At 68.3% G+C, this 18,962-nt stretch carries 16 protein-coding genes and 1 other RNA gene; 4 read left to right on the top strand and 13 right to left on the bottom strand.

The annotated features are described in order from the left end of the window. Positions 1–2: 2 nt before the first annotated feature. The 4 genes from JI745_RS25725 to JI745_RS25710 form a co-directional block, all read right to left on the bottom strand. Entirely contained in the window at positions 3–3,098 is a 3,096-nt protein-coding gene (locus tag JI745_RS25725) for an efflux RND transporter permease subunit (protein ID WP_201813366.1), read from the bottom strand. A 46-nt stretch (positions 3,099–3,144) separates the two neighbouring features. Beyond that, the gene (locus JI745_RS25720) at positions 3,145–4,389 is read right to left on the bottom strand and encodes an efflux RND transporter periplasmic adaptor subunit (RefSeq protein WP_310738775.1); all 1,245 of its coding nucleotides are present in this window, start codon (positions 4,387–4,389) and stop codon (positions 3,145–3,147) included. Positions 4,390–4,453: 64 nt separating this feature from the next. Further along, positions 4,454–4,912: a ribonuclease HI gene (gene rnhA / locus JI745_RS25715; protein ID WP_404932864.1), complete on the bottom strand. Its 459-nt coding sequence runs from the start codon at positions 4,910–4,912 to the stop codon at positions 4,454–4,456. A 1-nt stretch (position 4,913) separates the two neighbouring features. Continuing rightward, positions 4,914–5,726, bottom strand: coding sequence for a class I SAM-dependent methyltransferase (locus JI745_RS25710; RefSeq protein ID WP_404932863.1), 813 nt, complete (start codon positions 5,724–5,726; stop codon positions 4,914–4,916). A 53-nt stretch (positions 5,727–5,779) separates the two neighbouring features. On the opposite strand from JI745_RS25710, the gene gloB reads away from it, so the two are divergent. Both gloB and JI745_RS25700 read left to right on the top strand, forming a co-directional pair. Next, the gene (gene gloB, locus JI745_RS25705; RefSeq protein WP_201813362.1) at positions 5,780–6,553 is read left to right on the top strand and encodes a hydroxyacylglutathione hydrolase; all 774 of its coding nucleotides are present in this window, start codon (positions 5,780–5,782) and stop codon (positions 6,551–6,553) included. After that, entirely contained in the window at positions 6,550–8,148 is a 1,599-nt protein-coding gene (locus tag JI745_RS25700; RefSeq protein ID WP_201813361.1) for a transglycosylase SLT domain-containing protein, read from the top strand. The genes gloB and JI745_RS25700 overlap by 4 nt, the downstream gene beginning before the upstream one ends. Here JI745_RS25700 and recR read toward each other — a convergent pair whose 3' ends face one another. Genes recR through dnaX form a run of 3 tightly spaced genes read right to left on the bottom strand, consistent with a single transcriptional unit; the run spans position 8,149 to position 10,933 of the window. Next, complete coding sequence (recR, locus tag JI745_RS25695; protein ID WP_201813360.1) at positions 8,149–8,736, bottom strand: recombination mediator RecR; 588 nt, start codon at positions 8,734–8,736, stop codon at positions 8,149–8,151. It lies immediately after the preceding gene. A 4-nt stretch (positions 8,737–8,740) separates the two neighbouring features. Next, positions 8,741–9,067, bottom strand: a complete 327-nt coding sequence (locus JI745_RS25690) for a YbaB/EbfC family nucleoid-associated protein (RefSeq protein WP_201813359.1) — start codon at positions 9,065–9,067, stop codon at positions 8,741–8,743. A gap of 18 nt (positions 9,068–9,085) precedes the next feature. Continuing rightward, positions 9,086–10,933, bottom strand: coding sequence for a DNA polymerase III subunit gamma/tau (gene dnaX, locus JI745_RS25685; RefSeq protein ID WP_201813358.1), 1,848 nt, complete (start codon positions 10,931–10,933; stop codon positions 9,086–9,088). Between the two features lie 81 nt (positions 10,934–11,014). Here dnaX and JI745_RS25680 point away from each other — a divergent pair, with 81 nt between their 5' ends. Next, complete coding sequence (locus JI745_RS25680; protein ID WP_201813357.1) at positions 11,015–12,133, top strand: AIR synthase-related protein; 1,119 nt, start codon at positions 11,015–11,017, stop codon at positions 12,131–12,133. A gap of 68 nt (positions 12,134–12,201) precedes the next feature. After that, positions 12,202–12,299, top strand: an RNA gene (gene ffs / locus JI745_RS25675) — signal recognition particle sRNA small type. 9 nt (positions 12,300–12,308) lie between these two features. Here the strand turns inward: ffs and JI745_RS25670 are convergent. The 6 genes from JI745_RS25670 to JI745_RS25645 form a co-directional block, all read right to left on the bottom strand. Further along, complete coding sequence (locus JI745_RS25670; protein WP_201813356.1) at positions 12,309–12,566, bottom strand: hypothetical protein; 258 nt, start codon at positions 12,564–12,566, stop codon at positions 12,309–12,311. Continuing rightward, positions 12,563–12,826, bottom strand: a complete 264-nt coding sequence (locus JI745_RS25665) for a hypothetical protein (RefSeq protein ID WP_201813355.1) — start codon at positions 12,824–12,826, stop codon at positions 12,563–12,565. Before JI745_RS25665 ends, JI745_RS25670 begins: the two co-directional genes overlap by 4 nt. Beyond that, positions 12,823–13,059, bottom strand: a complete 237-nt coding sequence (locus tag JI745_RS25660; RefSeq protein ID WP_201813354.1) for a hypothetical protein — start codon at positions 13,057–13,059, stop codon at positions 12,823–12,825. The genes JI745_RS25665 and JI745_RS25660 overlap by 4 nt, the downstream gene beginning before the upstream one ends. Before the next feature lie 178 nt (positions 13,060–13,237). Further along, positions 13,238–14,401, bottom strand: coding sequence for an ABC transporter substrate-binding protein (locus tag JI745_RS25655; protein ID WP_201813353.1), 1,164 nt, complete (start codon positions 14,399–14,401; stop codon positions 13,238–13,240). 192 nt (positions 14,402–14,593) lie between these two features. Then, positions 14,594–16,999 (bottom strand): serine/threonine protein kinase, encoded by a 2,406-nt coding sequence (locus JI745_RS25650; RefSeq protein WP_201813352.1) that lies wholly within the window; start codon positions 16,997–16,999, stop codon positions 14,594–14,596. 11 nt (positions 17,000–17,010) lie between these two features. Continuing rightward, positions 17,011–18,810 carry an HDOD domain-containing protein gene (locus JI745_RS25645; protein WP_310738774.1) on the bottom strand — a complete coding sequence of 600 codons (1,800 nt, stop codon included), beginning with the start codon at positions 18,808–18,810 and terminating at the stop codon, positions 17,011–17,013. Positions 18,811–18,962 lie beyond the last annotated feature (152 nt).

Below are 18,962 nucleotides of genomic sequence, written 5' to 3'. Positions count from 1 at the left end.
GGTCAGGCGTGCGCGGGGTGCGAGCCTTTCTCGCCGCCCTCGTCGTCCACCGCCGGCGTCTCGATCGCCCCCGGCACCGACTTGCGCGCGAAGAGCGAATACACCGTCGGCACCACAAAGATCGTGAGCAAGGTGCCCAGCGACATGCCGCCCACGATCACCCAGCCGATCTGCTGGCGGCTCTCGGCGCCCGCGCCGGTCGCGATGGCCAGCGGCACGGCGCCGAGCACCATGGCGCCGGTGGTCATCAGGATGGGCCGCAGGCGCAACGAGGCGGCCTCGGTGACCGCATCGAAGGTCGAGCGGCCCTGCTGGCGCAACTGGTTGCTGAATTCGACGATCAGGATGCCGTGCTTGGTGATGAGCCCCACCAGCGTGATGAGCCCGATCTGCGAATACACGTTGAGCGTGCCCCCCGTGAGCTGCAGCGCCCCGAGCGCGCCCACCATCGACAGCGGCACCGACAGCATGATCACGAAGGGGTCGATGAAGCTCTCGAACTGCGCGCTGAGCACCAGGAAGATGAAGAGCAGCGCCAGCGCGAACACGAGCCCGAGCGCCCCGCTCGACGAGCGGAATTCGCGCGACACGCCGTTGAGTTCGGTCGAGTAGCCCGGCTGGAGCACCTTGCGGGCGGAGTCGTCCATGAACTGCAGCGCCTCGCCGAGCGAATAGCCGGGTGCCAGGTTGGCGGTGATCGACACCGAGCGGCGCTGGTTGAAGTGGTTCAGCTCGCGCGGGCTCACCGACTCGCGCACCTTCACGAGCGACGACAGCGGCACCATCGCGTCGCCACGGCCGCGCACGAAGAGCTTGTCGATGTCTTCCGGCGTGGTGCGGCCGCGGATCTCGGTCTGCACCAGCACGTCGTACTGGTCGGCGTCGCGCTTGTAGCGCGTCACGGCGCGGCCGCCCAGCATGGTCTCGACCGTGCGGGCCACCTGGTCGACGCTCACGCCGGCATCGGCGGCACGGTCGCGGTCGACTTCGAGAAAGATCTCCGGCTTGTTGAGCCGCAGGTCGGTGTCGGGCTGCACGAAGCCGGGGTTCTTGGCCATCTCGGCCACCATCTGCTGCGCCACGCGGGACAGGTTTTCGTACGAATCGTTGGTGACGATGACGTAGTTGATCGGTCGCTCGCGGAAGCCCTGGCCCAGGCTGGGCGGCGTGACCGGGAAGGCCGTCACGCCCGGCAGGCCGGCAAAGCGCGGCTGCAGTTCACGGGCGAGCTGCAGCGTGCTGCGCTCGCGTTCGTCCCAGTCGACCGTGCGCAGGAACGAGATGCCTTGCGACACCGTCGGGTTGCCCGCCACGACGAACACACGGTCGAACTCGGGGTAGTCGCGGCCGATGCCCTCGATGGCCCGCAGGTATCGCGCGGTGTAGTCGAGCGTGGAGCCGTCGGGCGCGTTGATGGTGGCGAGGATCACCCCGCGGTCTTCCATCGGGGCCAACTCGCTCTTGGCCGTGCGAAAGAGATACCAGCTGCCGGCCGCCGAAGCCACCATCACCACCAGCACGATCCAGCGGTGTGCGAGGGTCCAGCGCAGCGCGCTGCCGTAGCCGCGGGTCAGGCGGTCGAGGCCGGCTTCCATCCAGATGTCGAAACGATTGGGCTTGGCCTCGTGGCGCAGCAGCTTGCTGCACATCATCGGCGTGAGCGTGAGCGCGACGAAGCCCGAGACGATCACCGCGCCGGCGAGCGTCAACGCGAACTCGGTGAACAGGCGCCCCGTGCGCCCTGGAGCAAACGCGAGCGGCGCAAACACCGCCGCCAGCGTCATCGTCATCGCGACCACCGCGAAGCCGATTTCCTTCGCGCCCTTCAGCGCCGCCTGGAACGGCGACATGCCGTCCTCGATGTGGCGGAAAATGTTTTCCAGCACCACGATCGCGTCGTCGACGACCAGGCCGATCGCCAGCACCAGCGCCAGCAGCGTGAGCGTGTTGATGGTGAACCCAGCCACCGCCATGATCGCGAAGGTGCCGATCAGGCTCACCGGAATGGTGACCAGCGGGATGATCGCCGCCCGCATGTGCCGCAGGAAGAGAAACACCACGAGCGCCACCAGCACCACGGCTTCGGTGATGGTGCGGTACACCGACTTGACCGACCTGTCGATGAACACCGAGTTGTCGTTGGCCACCTGGACCTTGATGCCCGGCGGCAGGTCCTGCTGCAGCTTGGGCATCATGTCGCGCACGCCGGCCGACACCTCCAGCGGGTTGGCCGTGGCCTGGCGGATCACGCCGGCAGAGATCGACGGCACGCCGTTCAGGCGCACGCTGCTGCGCTCGCTGGCCGCGGCCTGCTCGATGCGCGCGACATCGCGCAAGCGCACGGTGTAGCCGTTGACGGTCTTGAGCGCGACGGCGTTGAACTGCTCGATGGTGTTGAGGTCGGTGCGAGCCGTCACGCTGAACTCGCGCTGCTGGCTCTCGATGCGGCCCGCGGGCACTTCGAGGTTCTGCTTGCGCAGGGCGTCTTCCACGTCCTGCACGGTGAGCTTGTACGAGGCGAGCCGGTCGGGGTCGAGCCAGATGCGCATCGAGAACTTGCGGTCGCCATTGACCTGCACGTCGGCCACGCCGCTCACCGTCTGCAGGCGCGGCTTGACGATGCGGTTGATGACGTCGGTGACCTGCAGCGGCGAGAGCGTATCGCTCGTGAACGCGAGCCAGATGGTGGGCGTGGCATCGGCCTCCACCTTGGCGATGACGGGCTCGTCGACCGCATCGGGCAGGCGTGCCCGCACGCGCGAAACCCGGTCGCGCACGTCGGCCGCCGCATCGTCAGGGTCCTTCTCGAGCTTGAAGCGAACCGTGATCTGGCTCTGCTCGGAGCGCGACACCGAGGTGATGATCTCCACGCCGTCGATCCCTGCGATGGAGTCTTCGAGCGGCTTGGTCACCTGCGACTCGATCACTTCCGACGACGCGCCCACGAGCCGCGTGGTCACGTTGACGACCGGCTCGTCGATGCGCGGGTACTCGCGCACCTGCAGCCGCGTGAACGACACCGCCCCGATCAGGATGAGCAGCAAGGACAGCACGGTCGCAAAGACCGGGCGGCGGATGGTGACGTCAGACAGCTTCATGGCATGCGCCTCTCAGCGACGGCGAACAAATCAATCGGGGCGGCGATCAGAGCGCCGTCGGCCGCACCACACTCGCGCCGGCACTGGCACCCGCACTGGCCGCGCGCGCCGGCCCGCTGGCCGCACGGCCCGGGCTGCCTGCACCCCGCGACGGGTTGTTGAGGTCGACGATGCGCAGCGGCAGCGGCTCACGCATCAGGCGGGCCTGGCCGGCGGTGACGACCTGGTCGCCGGCGCTCAGGCCTTCGAGGATCTCGACCTTGCCCGGCAGGCGCATGCCGATGCGCGCCTCGAGGCGCTGCGATTGCTTGCCCTTGGGCCCGTCGACCACCTTCACCAGGTATTGCTTGCCGGCGAGCGGCACCAGCGCCTCTTCGGGCACGACCGTCGCGTTGTTGCGCGTGGCAAAGACGATGCGCGTACGGGCGAACATGCCCGAGCGCAGCTCGCCTCCCGGGTTGGCCAGGCGCGCGCGTACGAGCAGCGAGCGGCCGTTGGCGTCGAGCACGGAGTCGAACGCATCGACATGGCCCTTGAACGTGCGGCCAGGCATCGCGTCGAGCTGGGCCTCGACCGGCTGGCCGGTCTTCAAGCGCGCGACGTAGCGCTCGGCCAGGCGGAAGTCGAGCAGCACCGACGAGATGTCTTCCACGTTGACGAGGTCGGCGCCGTCTTTCACGTAGTCGCCGACGTTGACGACGCGGATGCCCACCACGCCGTCGAACGGCGCCTCGATGCGCATGCGCGACACCTGGGCCTTGGCCAGGGCAACCTGGGCTTCGGCCACCTGCAAGGCCGCAGCCGTCTGGTCGACCATGCTCTGGCTCACGAAATTGGCGGCAAGCAGTTCGCGGTTGCGCTGCAGGTTGGTGCGGGCGATGCTCGCGCTGGCCTCGGCCTGCTGCAGCTGCGCCTGCTGCAGGGTGTCGTCGAGCTGCACCAGCAACTGGCCCCGCTTCACGCGTTGGCCGTCGACGAACCCGAGGCGCGATATTCGCCCACTCACTTCGGGGCGCAGCGTCACGCCCTGGCGTGATCGCAGCGAGCCGACGCCCTGCGCATCGTCGGCAATGGAGATCACCTCCACCTTGCCGACCTCGACCGGCACGGGCCCACCCGGAGCACCGGGGCCACCCGCCGCTCTGGCTGCCGAAGCGTTCGGTGCGGCCGATGCGCTCGCTGCAGCCCCTTCCACCCCCTGGGGACCCGGCCCCTTGCGCTGGTACCACCAGGCGGCGCCGCCGGCCAAGGAGATGCCCACCAGCGCCACCACCGTATGCAAAGTTTTCACGCTGTACCCTGAATTTGTTCCCAGGCACTGTAGCCGTGGGACCGTTTCACCGCGAGGCTGGAAATCACGTACCGGCCTGTGCGCAGCCCCGGTTGGCGAGCGCATCGGCGCGCTCGTTGCCGGGGTCTCCCGCGTGCCCCTTCACCCACCGCCAGTCGACCTGGTGCAAGGCGCGCAGCGCATCGAGCCGCTGCCAGAGATCGGCGTTCTTCACCGGCTTCTTGTCGGCCGTCTTCCAGCCGCGAAGTTTCCAGCCGTGGATCCATTCGGTGATGCCTTTCCGCACGTACTCGCTGTCGGTGTAGAGGATGACGTCGCAGCTGCGCTTCAGCGAAGCCAGAGCCTCGATCACGGCGGTTAGTTCCATGCGGTTGTTGGTCGTCTGGCGTTCTCCGCCGAACAGCTCTTTTTCATGCTCGCCGGTGCTCAGCCAGGCCCCCCAGCCGCCAGGGCCCGGGTTGCCCTTGCAGGCACCGTCGGTGTAGATGGTGACGGCCGGCCGGCGGATCGCGGGCTTGGGCACTTCAGTCGATGAAGGTATCGATGTCATGTTGCTGTGATGTTGCTGTGGTGCGGCGGACCACGGCCGGCGCCGCCTTGGCAGGCACGCGCTTCTGGCGCACGAGGCCGATCAGGCGCATGCCGCGCACCCGCTTCACGGCCACGAGCATGTAGGCGGCGCCGAGCACCGGCCACCAGCGGCCGCCGGTGCGTTCCATCCATTCGAAGCGGGCGAGCCAGTGGTCCGACTCGAACGGCGGCCGATAACAGCCGAAGCGCCCCTCTTCGATGTCGAAGCTGAGCAGCCGCAGCCAGTCGCGCAGGCGCCAGTAGCCGAGCAGCTCGCCCTCGCCCGGCATGAAGAGCGGCCGCCCGCGTGCAAGGCCCAGGCTGCGCAGCAAGCGCCCCAGGCTCTGGCGCAGCGCCCACAGTCCACCCGGGTTGAACCCGAGGATGACGACGCGCCCCTCGGGCACCAGCACACGCTCGACTTCGCGAAGCGCATGGTGCGGGTCGCGTGCACGCTCCAGGGCATGCGGCAGCACGACGAGGTCGAGGCTGTGGCTGTCGAAGGGCAAGGCGTCGAAATCGCAATGCAGCATGATGGCCCGCGGCGGGGGAACTTCGCCTTGGAGCGCGGGGTCCACTCCGGCACCGGGAGGGTGGTCCACCGCTTGCCAGCGGTGGGGCATGCGATTGGCCTTCAGCGCGTCGAGCTCGGGCAAACCGAGCTGAAGCGCGTGAAAGCCGAAGACATCGGCCACGCAGCGGTCCAGCTGGGCCTGCTCCCAGGCCAGCAGATAGCGGCCCGGCGGCGTCTTCAGCCAAGAGGCCAAACCTATAATTCCGCCGTTCTGCACCATAGAGAACGCGCCATCAAAAACGCGCCATGAACCTGCAAGCACTGCCAGCCTTCTCGGACAACTACATCTGGATGCTTCACGATGGCCGGCAGGCGCTCGTTGTCGATCCGGGCGAATCGGCTCCAGTCGAGCACGCGCTCGATTCGCTGGGCTTGATGCTGGCCGGGATTCTAGTGACCCATCACCATGGCGATCACGTCGGCGGCCTTTCTGCGCTGCGATCGCGTCTGCAAGGGCCGATCTTCGGCCCGGCCCGCGAAAACATTCCGGAGCCCTACACCGCCGTCAATGGCGGCGACCAGGTCGAGCTGCTCGGGCTGCGCTTCGACGTGATCGACGTGCCGGGCCACACGGCCGGCCACATCGCCTACTTCCACCAGCCCGCCGATGGCGAGGCCCCGCTGCTCTTCTGCGGCGACACGCTCTTTTCCGGTGGCTGCGGCCGTCTCTTCGAGGGCACGCCAGCGCAGATGCACACCTCCTTGTCGAGGCTCGCGTCGCTGCCGGGCCATACCCGCGTGTGCTGCGCCCACGAGTACACCTTGTCCAACCTCAAGTTCGCGCACGCCGTCGAGCCCCACAACGACGGCCTGCAGGCCTACACCGCACACTGCGAACAACTCCGCGCGCAGGGGCAACCCACGCTGCCCAGCACCATCGAGCAGGAGCGGCGCATCAACCCCTTCATGCGCTGCGGCGTGGCCGAAGTGCAGGATTCCGCCCTCGCCCACGGCGCGGCCAGCCCCGGTGAAGTCGATGTGCTCGCGGCCTTGCGCGAATGGAAAAACAATTTCAGATGAGCCTGTCCTTCTTCCTGCAACGGGCGCTGCCGCTGGCGCTCGCCTCATTGCTCGCCGCGTGTGCCACCCGCATCGAAGCCCCTGACCAGAGTGCCGATCTCCCGGCGGTGATCGCCAAGGTCGACCTGCCGGCCAATGCGGCGTCCGGCGTGCCGGCTGCAGCGCCAGGCGCGAGCGCATCGGCGCCTGACCGGGCCGCCTCGGCCGCAAGCTCCGTCGGCGCAGCGCTCAGCGACGGCAGCGGCCCGGTGGCCGCCGCACCGGTCGACCCCTTGCGCCCGGATGTGCCGGTCGACCTCGATTCGAAGACCGCCAACATCGACCTGTGGGAGCGCGTGCGCCGCGGCTTCGCGATGCCCGACCTCGACGCCCCGCTGGTGCGCACTGGCGAGCAGTGGTACTCGAGCCGCCCCGACTACGTGGCCCGCATGACCGACCGCGGCAGCCGCTACCTCTTCCACATCGTCGAGGAAGTGCAACGCCGAGGCATGCCCACCGAGCTGGCGCTGCTGCCCTTCATCGAAAGCGCGTTCAACCCGCAGGCCATCTCGTCGGCCAAGGCCTCCGGCATGTGGCAATTCATGCCCGCCACCGGGAAAAATTTTGACCTGCGGCAAAACGTCTTCCGCGACGACCGGCGCGACGTGCTCGCATCCACCCGCGCGGCGCTCGACTACCTGCAGAAGCTGCACAACATGTTCGGCGACTGGCATCTCGCGCTCGCCGCCTACAACTGGGGCGAAGGCAGCGTGATGCGCGCGCAGGCCCGCAACCGCAAGGCCGGCAAGCCGACCGACTACCTGAGCCTGCGCATGCCCAACGAGACGGCCTACTACGTGCCCAAGCTGCAGGCGGTGAAGAACATCGTGGCACGGCCCGAGGCCTTCTCGATCACGCTGCCGCCGCTGGCCAACCACCCCTACTTCCTGAGCGTGCCCATCGAGCGCGACATCGACGTCAACGTGGCTGTGCAGCTGGCCGGCATCTCGCGCGACGAATTCCTGACGCTCAACCCGCAGATGAACAAGCCGGTGATCCTCGCCGCCGGCACGCCTCAGATCCTGCTGCCCTACGACAACGCCAGCCTCTTCGTGCGCAACGTCGCCGCCCATCGCGGCCCGTTTGCCACCTGGACGGCCTGGGTGGCCCCCAAGACGGTGAAGCCAAGCGAAGCCGCCAAGCAGTTCGGCATCAGCGAAGCCGAACTGCGCGACGTGAACAAGATTCCGCCGCGCATGCTGGTGAAGGCCGGCTCGACCCTGCTCGTGCCGCGCGCTGAAACCCTCTTGAAGGATGTGTCGGTGCACCTGGCCGACAACGCCGTGATGTCGCTCGCGCCCGAGGCGGTGCCGCCGCGTCGCATCACGCACCGTGCGGTCAAGGGCGACACCGTCGCGTCGGTCGCTCGTCGCTACCGGGTGAGCGCATCGCAGGTGGCCTCGTGGAACAAGGTCGCCACCGGCGCCAGCTTCGCCGCCGGCCACAGCGTGATCGTCTATGTGCCGCAGCGGCAGCCCACCGTGCGCAGCAGCGTCAAGGCGAAGAAGCCAGCGATCCAGCGCAAGGCAACGAGCCCGACGCGCAAGCGTCGCTGATCAGCGGCGGTCGACCAGCGCGTGGGCGATGGTGCCCAGGTCCACGTATTCGAGCTCGCTGCCGATCGGCACGCCCCGCGCGAGCCGCGTGACCTTCACGCCACGCGACTTGAGCGCTTCGGCGATCACATGCGCCGTCGCTTCGCCTTCTGCGGTGAAGCTGGTCGCGACGATGACCTCGTCGACGCTGCCCTCGCTGGCGCGATCGACGAGTTGCTGCAGCCCGATGTCGCGCACACCGATGCCGTCGAGCGGGCTCAAGCGCCCCATCAGCACGAAATAGAGCCCGCGGTAGCTGCCGGTGCGCTCCATCGCCGCCTGGTCGGCCGGCGTCTCCACCACGCACAGCAGGCGCTGATCGCGGGTGTCGTCGAGACACGTGCGGCAGACCGTTGCTTCGGTGAAGGTGTGGCAGCGTTCGCAGTGGCGGATGTCGTTGACCGCCGAGGTCAAGGCATGTGCGATGCGCTGGGCGCCTTCGCGGTCGTGCTGCAGCAGATGGAAGGCCATGCGCTGCGCCGATTTCTGCCCCACGCCCGGCAGGCGTCGCAGGGCTTCGATCAGGCCGTCGAGCGCGGGTTCGGCCACGGGGTCAGAACGGGAACTTCATGCCGGGGGGAAGCGGCATGCCAGCGGTGAGCTTGCCCATCTTCTCCTGCGACACGGCCTCGGCGCGGCGCACGGCGTCGTTGAAGGCGGCGGCCACCAGATCTTCGAGCATGTCCTTGTCGTCGGCGAGCAGGCTCGGGTCGATGGCCACGCGCTTGACGTCGTGCTTGCAGGTCATCGTGATCTTCACGAGGCCGGCACCCGACTGGCCTTCGACTTCCAGGCTCGCGAGTTCTTCCTGCGCCTTCTTCAGGTTGTCCTGCATCGCCTGCGCCTGCTTCATCAGGCCGGCGAGTTGGTTCTTCATCATGGTGGGGTTCTCCAGAAATCAATGAGGCTTGACGGAGCCCGGCACGATGCGTGCCGTCTTGAACTGCTTCATCAGGGCCTGCACCAGGGGGTCGTTGTGGATGATTTGCTCGGCCTCGTTCTGCCGGCGCGTGCGTTCTGCCGCGGCGCGCTGGGCCGGCGTGTCGGTGGCAACACCGGCTTCGACCTCGATCTGCACCGGGCGTTGCAGCAGGTCGGCCAGCGCCGCCTGCAGCTTGTCGCGCTGGGCCGGTGCGCGCAGGGTTTCGCGCTCGACACGCAAGCGCCACACACCCGCGGGCTCATCGGCCGCGAGGCATTGCGCCTGCATCGCGAGTTCCTTCACCAGGGCGCCGATGCTGCCCGCCTCGACCATGCGGGACACAACCTCGGCCCAGCGGTCGCCGAGCGGCGTGGGCTCGAACACAGGCGCAGCGGCGGCCGTGGACGCAAACGGCCGCGGCGGCTCGCGCACCTCGACAGGCGCTGACGCGGCTTCATCTTCATCAGGCACGTCGTCGAGCCAGGGGGGCGGCTCGCTGCTCGCCGCGGGCGCCGGTGTGGGCACGACGGCAGCGCGCGCGGCCGGCGCCGGCGCGACCGCCGCCGCGCGAACGGACGGGGCCGCCGGTGCGGGTGAAGCAGGTGCGGGTGCGGGAACCGGCGTTGGCAGCGAAGGCGCAACCGCCACCGGCCGAGTCACCACGGCGGGTGCCGCGGTTCGCGCGGCAGGCGCCGAACCGGCTCGCTGCGGCGAGGTGCCCGCCGCGCCTGGCCGGAATGCCAGCATGCGCAGCAGCACCATCACCAGCCCGCTGTACTCATCGGGGGCCAGGGCCAGCTCGGCGCGACCATGGAGCACGATGCTGTAGAGGAACTGCGTTTCGTCGGGCGCCAGGAGGCCGGCCAGTCGCGCAGCGGTCGGACTGTCGGGATCGTTCTCGTCGATCGCGTCGGGCACCGCCTGCGCCACGGCCATCTGCTGCAGCAGGGCGGCCATCTCTTCCAGCGTGCCGGCGGCCGACAAGCCCAGGCTGCGCAGCCCGTCGACCGCGGCCACCACGTCGGCACCCTGCCCGGCCGCCAGCGCCTCGACCAGCCGCACGGCATGGCTCCGGTCCACGGCACCCAGCATCTGGCGCACGCCCGCTTCGCTCAACACGCCCGCACCGAAGGCGATGGCCTGGTCGGTGAGCGACAGCGCATCGCGCATCGAGCCGCGTGCGGCCTTCGCCAGAAGGCGCAGGGCACCCGGCTCGGCCGCGATGCTCTCTGCGGCGAGTACCCGGGCCAGATGCTCCTGCACCGTCTGCGGTGCCATCGGGCGCAGGTTGAATTGCAGGCAGCGCGAGAGCACCGTCGGCGGCACCTTCTGCGGGTCGGTCGTGGCCAGCACGAACTTCAGGTATTCGGGGGGCTCTTCCAGCGTCTTGAGCATCGCGTTGAACGCGGTGTTCGAGAGCATGTGCACTTCGTCGATGAGATAGACCTTGAAGCGCCCCACCACCGGCTTGTAGACCGCCTGGTCGAGCAGCAGGGAGATCTCTTCGACGCCACGGTTCGACGCCGCATCGAGCTCGACGTAGTCGACGAAACGGCCGCTGTCGATGTCACGGCAGGCGCTGCACGTGCCGCACGGGTGGGCGGTGATGCCGCCCTGGCCATCGGCTCCGGTGCAGTTGAGCGCCTTGGCCAGGATGCGCGAGACCGAGGTCTTGCCGACGCCGCGCGTGCCGGTGAAGAGGTAGGCATGGTGCAGGCGCTGCTGCGTGAGCGCATTGCTCAGGGCCTGCACCACGTGTTCCTGCCCCACCAGCGCCTCGAAGTCGCGGGAGCGGTATTTGCGGGCGAGGACGAGATAGGACATCGGGCCATTCTAATGAGGCAGTCCTGGGTGATCCGGGATAATCCTGCCTTCTCTTGCCTACCAGCTCGCCCAGCCTGCCCGATGAATCCCACGCCTGCCCAAGACACGCTCAGCTATGAACAAGCCGGCGTCAACTACGACCTGATCGACCCGCTGAAGGTCGCGGCACAGCGTGCTGCCAAGGCCACGGGTGCTCATTTGGCCGGCCATGGTTTCACCGAAGTCGAGGCCTCGCGTGGCGAATCGGCCTACGTGGTCGACGTGGGCCCGTTCTACATCGCCTCCATCGTCGAATGCCTGGGTTCCAAGGCACTGGTGGCCGACGAGATGAAGGCGCTCACCGGCAAAAGCTACTACGACGGCATCGCCCAAGACACGATCGCGATGGCGATCAACGACCTCATCACCGTCGGCGCCACGCCGCTCGTGGTGCAGGCCTACTGGGCGGCCGGCGGTTCCGACTGGTTCTCCGACGCACAGCGCGCCAAGGCGCTCGTCGACGGCTGGAAGCGCGCCTGCGACACCTGCCAGGTGGCCTGGGGCGGCGGCGAAACGCCTGCGCTTGCCGGCATCGTGGCAGAGGGCCGCATCGACCTCGCCGCCAGTTGCACCGGCCTCATCAACCCCAAGGAGCGCCTCTCGGTCGGCGACAAGCTCGCCCCAGGCGACGCGATCGTGCTGCTTGCATCCAGCGGCATCCACGCGAATGGCCTGAGCCTCGCACGCAAGCTGGTGGAGCGCCTCTCGCAGGGCTACCTCACCGAAGTGCAGCCCGGCCTCACCTACGGCGAAGCCTTGCTGGCCCCCACCGTTCTGTATTCACCGGTTACTGAAGCGCTCTACAAGGCCGGCATCACGCCGCACTACTGCGCCAACATCACCGGCCATGGCTGGCGCAAGCTGCTGCGCCACCCGGCCACGCACACCTACCGCATCCACACCGTGCCCGAAGTGACGCCGGTGCTCAAGTTCATCCAGCAGCACGCGAAGCAAGACGATCAAGAGGCCTACAGCACGCTCAACATGGGCGCGGGCTTCGCCCTCTTCGTGAGGGCGGAAGACGCCGAGCGCACCGTCGCGGTCGCTGAAGCGCAGGGCGTGAAGGCGATCGTCGCCGGCCGCGTGGAAGCAGGCCCGAAGAAGCTCGTCATCGAGCCGCTGAAGATCGAGTTCGGCGACGACGCGCTTCAACTGCGCTGACCACCATCTCGCCGACATCGCGGCCCTGCAGCGAAGTCGGCGACAGATCGTCACCTACAATCCGCCGCGACGGGCCTCCCCGCATGGGAGCGCGCCCAACCGGGTCAGGTGGGGAACCAAGCAGCCCTAAGCGTTGCAACCAGTGCCGGGGGTAAGGCTCGTCAACCCGCCCTGCTCATTCCCACTCAAGGGCAAAACACAGCAGCTTCGCGGGCTCCTCCGTCCTGGCCTGCTCGGCCACTTCGCGTGGTGGCACGCATCGCGTGCCGGCTTTCATGAGGTTGTCGACCAGCAGGCCCGTGTCATCGTCGATGACTTCGGCGAGATAGCGGTGGTCTTGCGCAAAGAGCAAGGCCCGCGTGACATCTTCCTGATCGAGCAGTACGAGGTAGCGTGCGGTGAGGTCGTGGCTGGTGTTCTTTTGCGGGGTCATGTGTTCTTCTGCGGCGCTTCTTTCTGGCGCTGGTAGGTCTCGTTCATCGGCGTGCCGCGATCGGTGTCGACGCGCCCTTTGGCAAGGTCGTCGTGTGCCTTGCGGATGAGTGCTCGCGGCTGGCCGTCGTCGTGGGCATCGGAGGACTCGTCGCGCTCGTGCGGCAGGCGCGGCACAGGCTCCGACGAGGCGGCGGTGGTGTCGCCTTGCTGGGGCTTGGTGAGCCCCTGGCGCTTCTCGCTCATCGGCTTTTCGCTCATCGCTTCACCTGCGGGTCTTCGCCCTTGGCGCGCGACTTGCCAGTCTCTTCGGCTCGCTCCATCTCTTCCGCCTCGCGCTCGTTGCGCGGTGCCGATTGGTCGGCCGCCGGCTTGACCTTGCCCGACTCCGCAAACTCGCGGGCCGACTTGTCGTAGCGGCGCGCGGCTTCGTAGTCGCCTTCGCCCTGGACCTGGCCACTGCGCGGGTTCTGACCTTGATCGTTGCTGTTCATGCTCGTCTCCTGATGGAGTGAAAACGAAGGAAACGATAGGTTCTCGCAGCCTCTCCCACCACCGGCCGCGGGCGTGACGGCAGGTCGGAGCACACAGCCGGCCACGGTAGGAAACGTCCGACCCAAAGAAAAACGGCAGGCCGAAGCCTGCCGTCCGTCCGTTCGCCGAAGCGAACGATCAGCGCATCCAGCGGCCGCCCGGGCCGACGATGGTGATCTCGACGAAGTTCGAGCCGTGGTGCTTGGTGGGGCTGTAGGCCACCGGATAGCCGCCGAGGTCGACCTTGGTCATGCTCTCCATGCCCTTGACGATGCTCGCGGACGTGACCTGCTTGCCACCGCGGCGAATGCCTTCGATGAGGATGCGCATGTTCAGGTAGCCGAACATGTAGTCGTAGGCCGGCTCGAGCTTCTCGCGCGAGAGCGCCGCGGCGAGGTCGCGCGTCAGCGGCGTGGTCTGCCGGAACGGATACGGCACGGTCTGCGTGAACGCGAGACCGCGGGCATCGTCACCCAGCGCCTTGAGGATCTGCGGCGAGTTGGAAATCGACACCGCGTAGATGGGCACACCCACATGGGCACGCGCGGCCTTCACGAAGGCCACCATCGACGGGCCGAAGGCCATGAAGATGATCGCCTGGGGGCGGCCCGCTGCGAGCGACTGCGCGCACGCCACGGCATCGCTGCCGTTGGCTTCCAGCGGTGCCTGCACCACGAGCGTGGCGCCGAGTTCCTTGGCCACCTCTTCCACCACCGGCTTCATCAGCTGGCCGAACGGTGCGTTCTGGTACACGAGGCCGATCTGCGACTTCTGCAGCGTGACCAGGTTGCGCACCATCTGCGCCACCTCGTCGCGATAGCTCGCCATGGTGGTGAAGAAGTACGGATGGTGCTTTGCACGCAGCGCCGGCGAGCCGGTGTACACGCAGACCAACGGCACCTTCTTCTCGGCCAGGATGGGCAGCACCGCGCCGACGTTGGGCGTGCTCGCCAGGCCATACAGCGCAACGACCTTGTCCTTGTCGAGCAGCGTGTTGACGTTCTCGACGCACTTCTTCGCGTCGTACGCATCGTCGAGCGTGATCAACTTGAGCGGACGGCCGTTGATGCCGCCCTTGCGGTTGACTTCTTCAATGGCGAGGTCCTGGCCCTTGAGCACCGGCACGAACGACGGCGCCAGCGGGCCGGTCAGGTGGGCGCTCTGACCGATGCGAATCTCGCTGCCTGCGGCGGCTGCGGCAGCGGCCTCCTTGTCCTGCGCCCACAGAGGTGTGGATGCCAGCGCGCTCGCCGATGCGACAGCGCGCAGTGCATTGCGGCGGGTCCATTGTTGGTGTGCCATGTTGTGTGCCTTTACTTGGGGACTAGACGGGCGCGATCCTGCCATCGCGAAACAACTTCCTACAAGGGGGTCAGTACCTTGTTGCGCGAGCGCCGAGTCACTAGCGTGACAGGTATCACAAGCGTTAGCATCGCGCCCCCGCTGGCGTACCACTCATTCGTGAAGCCCGACACACCGGGCTCGCAGCGCGCTTCAGCTCGCCTGCTTGAAGGCCATCACGGCCTGGTTGCGCAAGGTGCGCAGGAGTGAGAGTTCCTTCTCACCCAACTCGATCGCGCCAGGCCTCGCCTTGTCGGCATAGATCAGCGCAAAGGGCGCGCCCTTCATCAGCAAGGGCAGCAGCAGGAACGCAGGCGCATTCACGCCCTGCTTGTACCAGACGGGCAAGCGCCCCGCGATCTGCGGCAAGGTCGCGTCGGAGATCAAGGTGTCTGCGCCCTTCAGGCACACCGCACCGAAGAGATCGACAGGCGCACCGGCGGGTGTCTTCAGCGGCACCTTGAACTTCGCAGACACCTGCTCCACACCTTCACCGAGGCCGAAGCGGCCGGTGAGCGCATCGCACTTCGGGTCACGCAGGCAGAAGATCACGCGCCTGAAGCCCAGCGCGCGCAGCATGGTCTCGAGGATCATGCGCAACACCTCGTTGAGCTTGAAGTCCTCGACCATCGTGTTGGTGATGTCCTGGATGCCGGCTGCAAGCATGTCGATCGCAGCCTGATGATCGAAGGGCACCTGCGCTGCCTCGACGGGGATCGTGGCCTGCAGCGCGTGCTCGGTCAGGCTGTCGTGTTCGATGTTGTCGCCGGTGCCATTGCCCGGCTTTTCCAGCAGGCGGCGCATCGGCGAGCCGGGCTGCACGTGCAGGTTCATCGCCTGCGCCAGCTCCGCGAGACGCTGCTGCGCGAGCACCGATGCGGCCTGCACGTCACGCACGCCCAGCCCCAGCACCTTGCCGTAGCGCTCGGCCACCGCAGCGATCGCGGTGCTGGCATGGCCGGGCTCGGCTTTCAGCAAGGCATCGGTCAGTTCGTTCGACACGGTGGCGATCCACTGGATGCGATCGGCCTTGTCGCATGGGCGGCCCGGCGGCTCGATGGTCGGGCGGCGCATGCAGCGCTGCAGGTTCTCGGGCAGGCCCCAGCTGCGCGCGATGCCCAGGCCCAGCTCCTCGAAGCTGAGGCCCAGCACAGTGATGGATGCGGCTTCTTCGGCGCTGGTGGTGCGCCCGCTCGTGCCGGGCTTCTTCGTGGCCGCGGCGACAAGGCTTCGCACCTGGCGCGCTTCTTCGGGAAAGTAGAACTCGGTCAGCAGACGGCCGAGGCTCTGGTAGATCGCGCCGATGAAGGCTTCCTCGCCTTCGCGCTGCGCACCGCACAGCTCGTTGGCGAGCGACGCGGCCATCAGCGAGCGGAGGAACTCCTCCTTCAGCTGCGAGGCATGCGCCTTGTCGTTCATGTGTTCCAGCAGCACCAGGCTCAGGGCCATGTTGCGGATGCCGGCAAAGCCCACCAGCGCCACCGCGCGCGACACGGTGCTGATGGTGCCGCCGCCGGCATGCCGGAAGCTCGCGGTGTTGACCATGCGCAGCAGCTTGTTGGTCAGCGCCACGTCTTTCAGGATCTCGCCCGAGAGGCTGGAGAGCCGCTCGTTCTCGGAGTTCGCCACGCGCTGGATCGCACCGACCGAGTTCGACAGCGCGGGGAAGTCGCTCTTGTGCCGCATGCGGCGCAAGAGGAAGTCGAGCGTGCCGTTGCCGCTGGCCTGCGGCTGTTCCCCTGGCGCGGGTGCAAGCCAGTCCCGCAAGGCATCGGCAAACTCCGCGGCGCGTGCAAAGCGCTTCGACGGGTCGCGCGCCAGGCTGCGCAGCACGATGGCGCGAAGGCGGTCGTCCACGTCGGCAGGCGTGCTCTCCGGCAGCACCCGGTCTTCATGTGCCACGCGGTACATCGCGCGGAACGGGTCGCGCTCGGCCACGAGCTGCTGGCCCGAGAGCATCTCCGCGAGCACGAGGCCAGCCGAAAACACGTCCATGCCAGGCGAAGGCTTGAGACCATGCGTCGCTTCGGGTGACATGTAGCCCGGCGTGCCGACCACCTGCTGCTGGTGCGAAGGATCGTGCAGCCTGGCCGCGATGCCGAAGTCCATCACCCGCCCACGGCCCTGGCCGTCGACGAGGATGTTCGAAGGCTTCAGGTCGCGATGCACGACGCCGGCCTGGTGCGCCACTTCCAGCGCATCGAGCACGCCCACCATCATCTCGACGGCCTCGCGCACCGGCAGCGCGCCGCGTGCGCGCAGGTGGGCGGTGAGCGTGCGGCCGGGCACGTATTCGAAGACGAGATACGGCTGCTGGTGGTGCATGTCGCCTTCGAACACCGGCACGATGTGCGGGTGGTTCAAGCGACTCACGCTGCGCGCCTCCTGCAGCCACTGGCTCGACACGGAAGCATCGGCACCCAGCCGCATCAGCTTGACGGCAACCTCGCGCTCCAGGCGCGGGTCGAACGCGAGCCACACGGTCGCTTGTGCGCCCTTGCCCAGCTCACGCTTGAGCTCGAAGCGTCCCAGGGTCTCGGCGGTGGCGACGGCGGGCATGGTCGGGCGGTTCAGCGCTTGCGCGACGCGAGCAGCGCCGAGAACTCGGTGGTGCCGGGATCGCCCGGCTCGGCCTCTTCGCGGCGCGGTGCGCGCGGCACGACGCCGGTCGGCCCGCTTTGCAGGATGCCGCGGGCCGCCTGCAGGCCTTCGGTCAGGTCCTTCATCGTGATCGACAAGGCCCGGCCATAGCGCTGCGCCACGTGCTGCAAGGCGGCACCCACGCGTTGCGGCGGGTTCTCGGTGACGGCATCGACGGCTTCGTTGGCGGCGCTCGCCGCCACGCGCAGCATGTCGCTGTCGGTGTCGGCCACGCGCACCGGCTTGCTCACCGGCAGGCGGCGGATCATGTAGAGCACGTCTTCGTGCAGGCCCCAGTGCTTGGCGACGGCCGCGCCGAGGGATTCGATGTCGGCTCCCAGCACCGCGAAGGCGGCGGCCTCCTCGCTCATGCCGGGCAGCTCGGGCTCCCCAGGCTCTGCAGCGGGAGCGCTCTTCATCAGCTCGCGGATCTGCGACGCCTCGTCGGGAAAGTGGTACTGGACCATCAGCCGCCCGAGGTTCTGCAGCGTGGCGACGAGGTAGATGACTTCGGGGTCGTAGCCCGCAGGCCGCAGGGCCTGTGCGGCATGGCCCGCGAGGCGCACGCGGTCGAGCAGGCGCTGCATCGTCGTGGCGTGCGCTTCAGACAAGGGGCCAGGCCACGGCCGCAGCGATGCCGCAGCCTGGCGCACGCCCTTGAGCCCCACGAGCGCGATGGCGCGGCGCAGCGTCAGCACCGGGCCGTTGCCCGACACCTGCGTGCCCTGCACCTGCGCCGAGTTCACGGTGCGCAACAGCTCGAACGAGAGCCCCATGTCCTGCAGGATGTTGGCCGCCATCTCGTCGGTGCGCTGGCCTTCGGCGACGGCGAGCCGTGCCACGCGCGCGCCCACGCCAGGGGCGGCCGGCAGATGGCCCACGGTGCGCAGCCGGTCGATGAGCAGTGCGAGCGCGCCGCTCTCTTGGGCCGCGGTCTCGCGCCAGCCTTGCAGCGCGGCGAGCAGCGTGCGGGCGTTGTGATAGCGCTGGCGCTCCTGGTGCGTGGTCGCGCGGTTGGCGATGGCGCGCAGCGCCTCGGGCACCGGCTGCGGTGTGGTCCACGGCAGGCGCACGAACTCGCGGCCGTGGGGCGGCAGGCGGTCGACGGCACGGCCCGTGTCGGGCTCGTCGAGCGCGGGCGCGCCGGCCAGCACGTGGTACAGCAGGAGGCCGATCGTGAGCACGTCGCGCACCGCCGCCTCGCGCGACTGGCGCAGGCGGCTCGGGTCGAGCGGCATGGCGCGGTCGGTGGCGAGCTGCTCGGCCTGCACGGCCGCAGGCAGGCCCGCGCCGAGCGCCATCACGCGCACCGTGCCCTGCTCGCTGATCAGGAGCTGGTGGAGCTGCAGGTCGCCATGGGCGAGGCCCGCTTCGTGGGCGAAGGCCAGGCCTTCGAGTGCCTGGGCGATCCAGTTCACCGCGTCTTCGGCCGTGAGCTTGGGGCTCGTGGCCAGGCGCTCGCCGAGCGTCACGCCCAGGGCGCGGTCAACGGCGATGTAGGGCCAGTGCTCCTGCACGCCGATCTCGACCACGTGGGCCAGGTTCGGGTGGTTCAGCCGAGCGGCATGCTTGGCATCGGCCAGCCAGAGCTCGGCGGCGGCGGTCGAGCCGGGTTGCACGCGCGGCAGCGTGAGCATCAGTTCCTGGGCCGAGCGGGGGTCGTGGACCAGCCAGACCATGGTGCGCTCGCTCTTGCCCAGCAACTGGCGCAGCTCGAAGCGCCCAAGCACCCGGGTGGGGTTCGGTTTCGGCGGAGCGTGTTCCGTTTCAAGCATGGAGGCGCATGAGAGCTTGCGCGCAAAAGGCGCGCCTGCCCGGATTTGAGCGCCCGGCGACGTGAAGCAATGCGCGGATCAGGCGCGAAAACAGGCCGTTATTTCCG

The sequence above is a fragment of the Piscinibacter sp. HJYY11 genome (assembly GCF_016735515.1).
Taxonomy (GTDB): Bacteria; Pseudomonadota; Gammaproteobacteria; order Burkholderiales; family Burkholderiaceae_C; genus Rhizobacter.
The sequence above is the reverse complement of the archived record's forward strand: the minus strand, read 5'-3'. Positions and strand labels throughout refer to the sequence as shown.

Bases quoted from the DNA above. Each gene is read 5' to 3' on its own strand.
- JI745_RS25725 (WP_201813366.1), bottom strand. From the start codon at position 3,098: ATGAAGCTGTCTGACGTCACCATCCGCCGCCCGGTCTTTGCGACCGTG.
- gloB (WP_201813362.1), top strand. From the start codon at position 5,780: ATGAACCTGCAAGCACTGCCAGCCTTCTCGGACAACTACATCTGGATG.
- JI745_RS25700 (WP_201813361.1), top strand. From the start codon at position 6,550: ATGAGCCTGTCCTTCTTCCTGCAACGGGCGCTGCCGCTGGCGCTCGCC.
- JI745_RS25690 (WP_201813359.1), bottom strand. From the start codon at position 9,067: ATGATGAAGAACCAACTCGCCGGCCTGATGAAGCAGGCGCAGGCGATG.
- dnaX (WP_201813358.1), bottom strand. From the start codon at position 10,933: ATGTCCTATCTCGTCCTCGCCCGCAAATACCGCTCCCGCGACTTCGAG.
- JI745_RS25680 (WP_201813357.1), top strand. From the start codon at position 11,015: ATGAATCCCACGCCTGCCCAAGACACGCTCAGCTATGAACAAGCCGGC.
- JI745_RS25670 (WP_201813356.1), bottom strand. From the start codon at position 12,566: ATGACCCCGCAAAAGAACACCAGCCACGACCTCACCGCACGCTACCTC.
- JI745_RS25665 (WP_201813355.1), bottom strand. From the start codon at position 12,826: ATGAGCGAAAAGCCGATGAGCGAGAAGCGCCAGGGGCTCACCAAGCCC.
- JI745_RS25660 (WP_201813354.1), bottom strand. From the start codon at position 13,059: ATGAACAGCAACGATCAAGGTCAGAACCCGCGCAGTGGCCAGGTCCAG.
- JI745_RS25655 (WP_201813353.1), bottom strand. From the start codon at position 14,401: ATGGCACACCAACAATGGACCCGCCGCAATGCACTGCGCGCTGTCGCA.
- JI745_RS25650 (WP_201813352.1), bottom strand. From the start codon at position 16,999: ATGCCCGCCGTCGCCACCGCCGAGACCCTGGGACGCTTCGAGCTCAAG.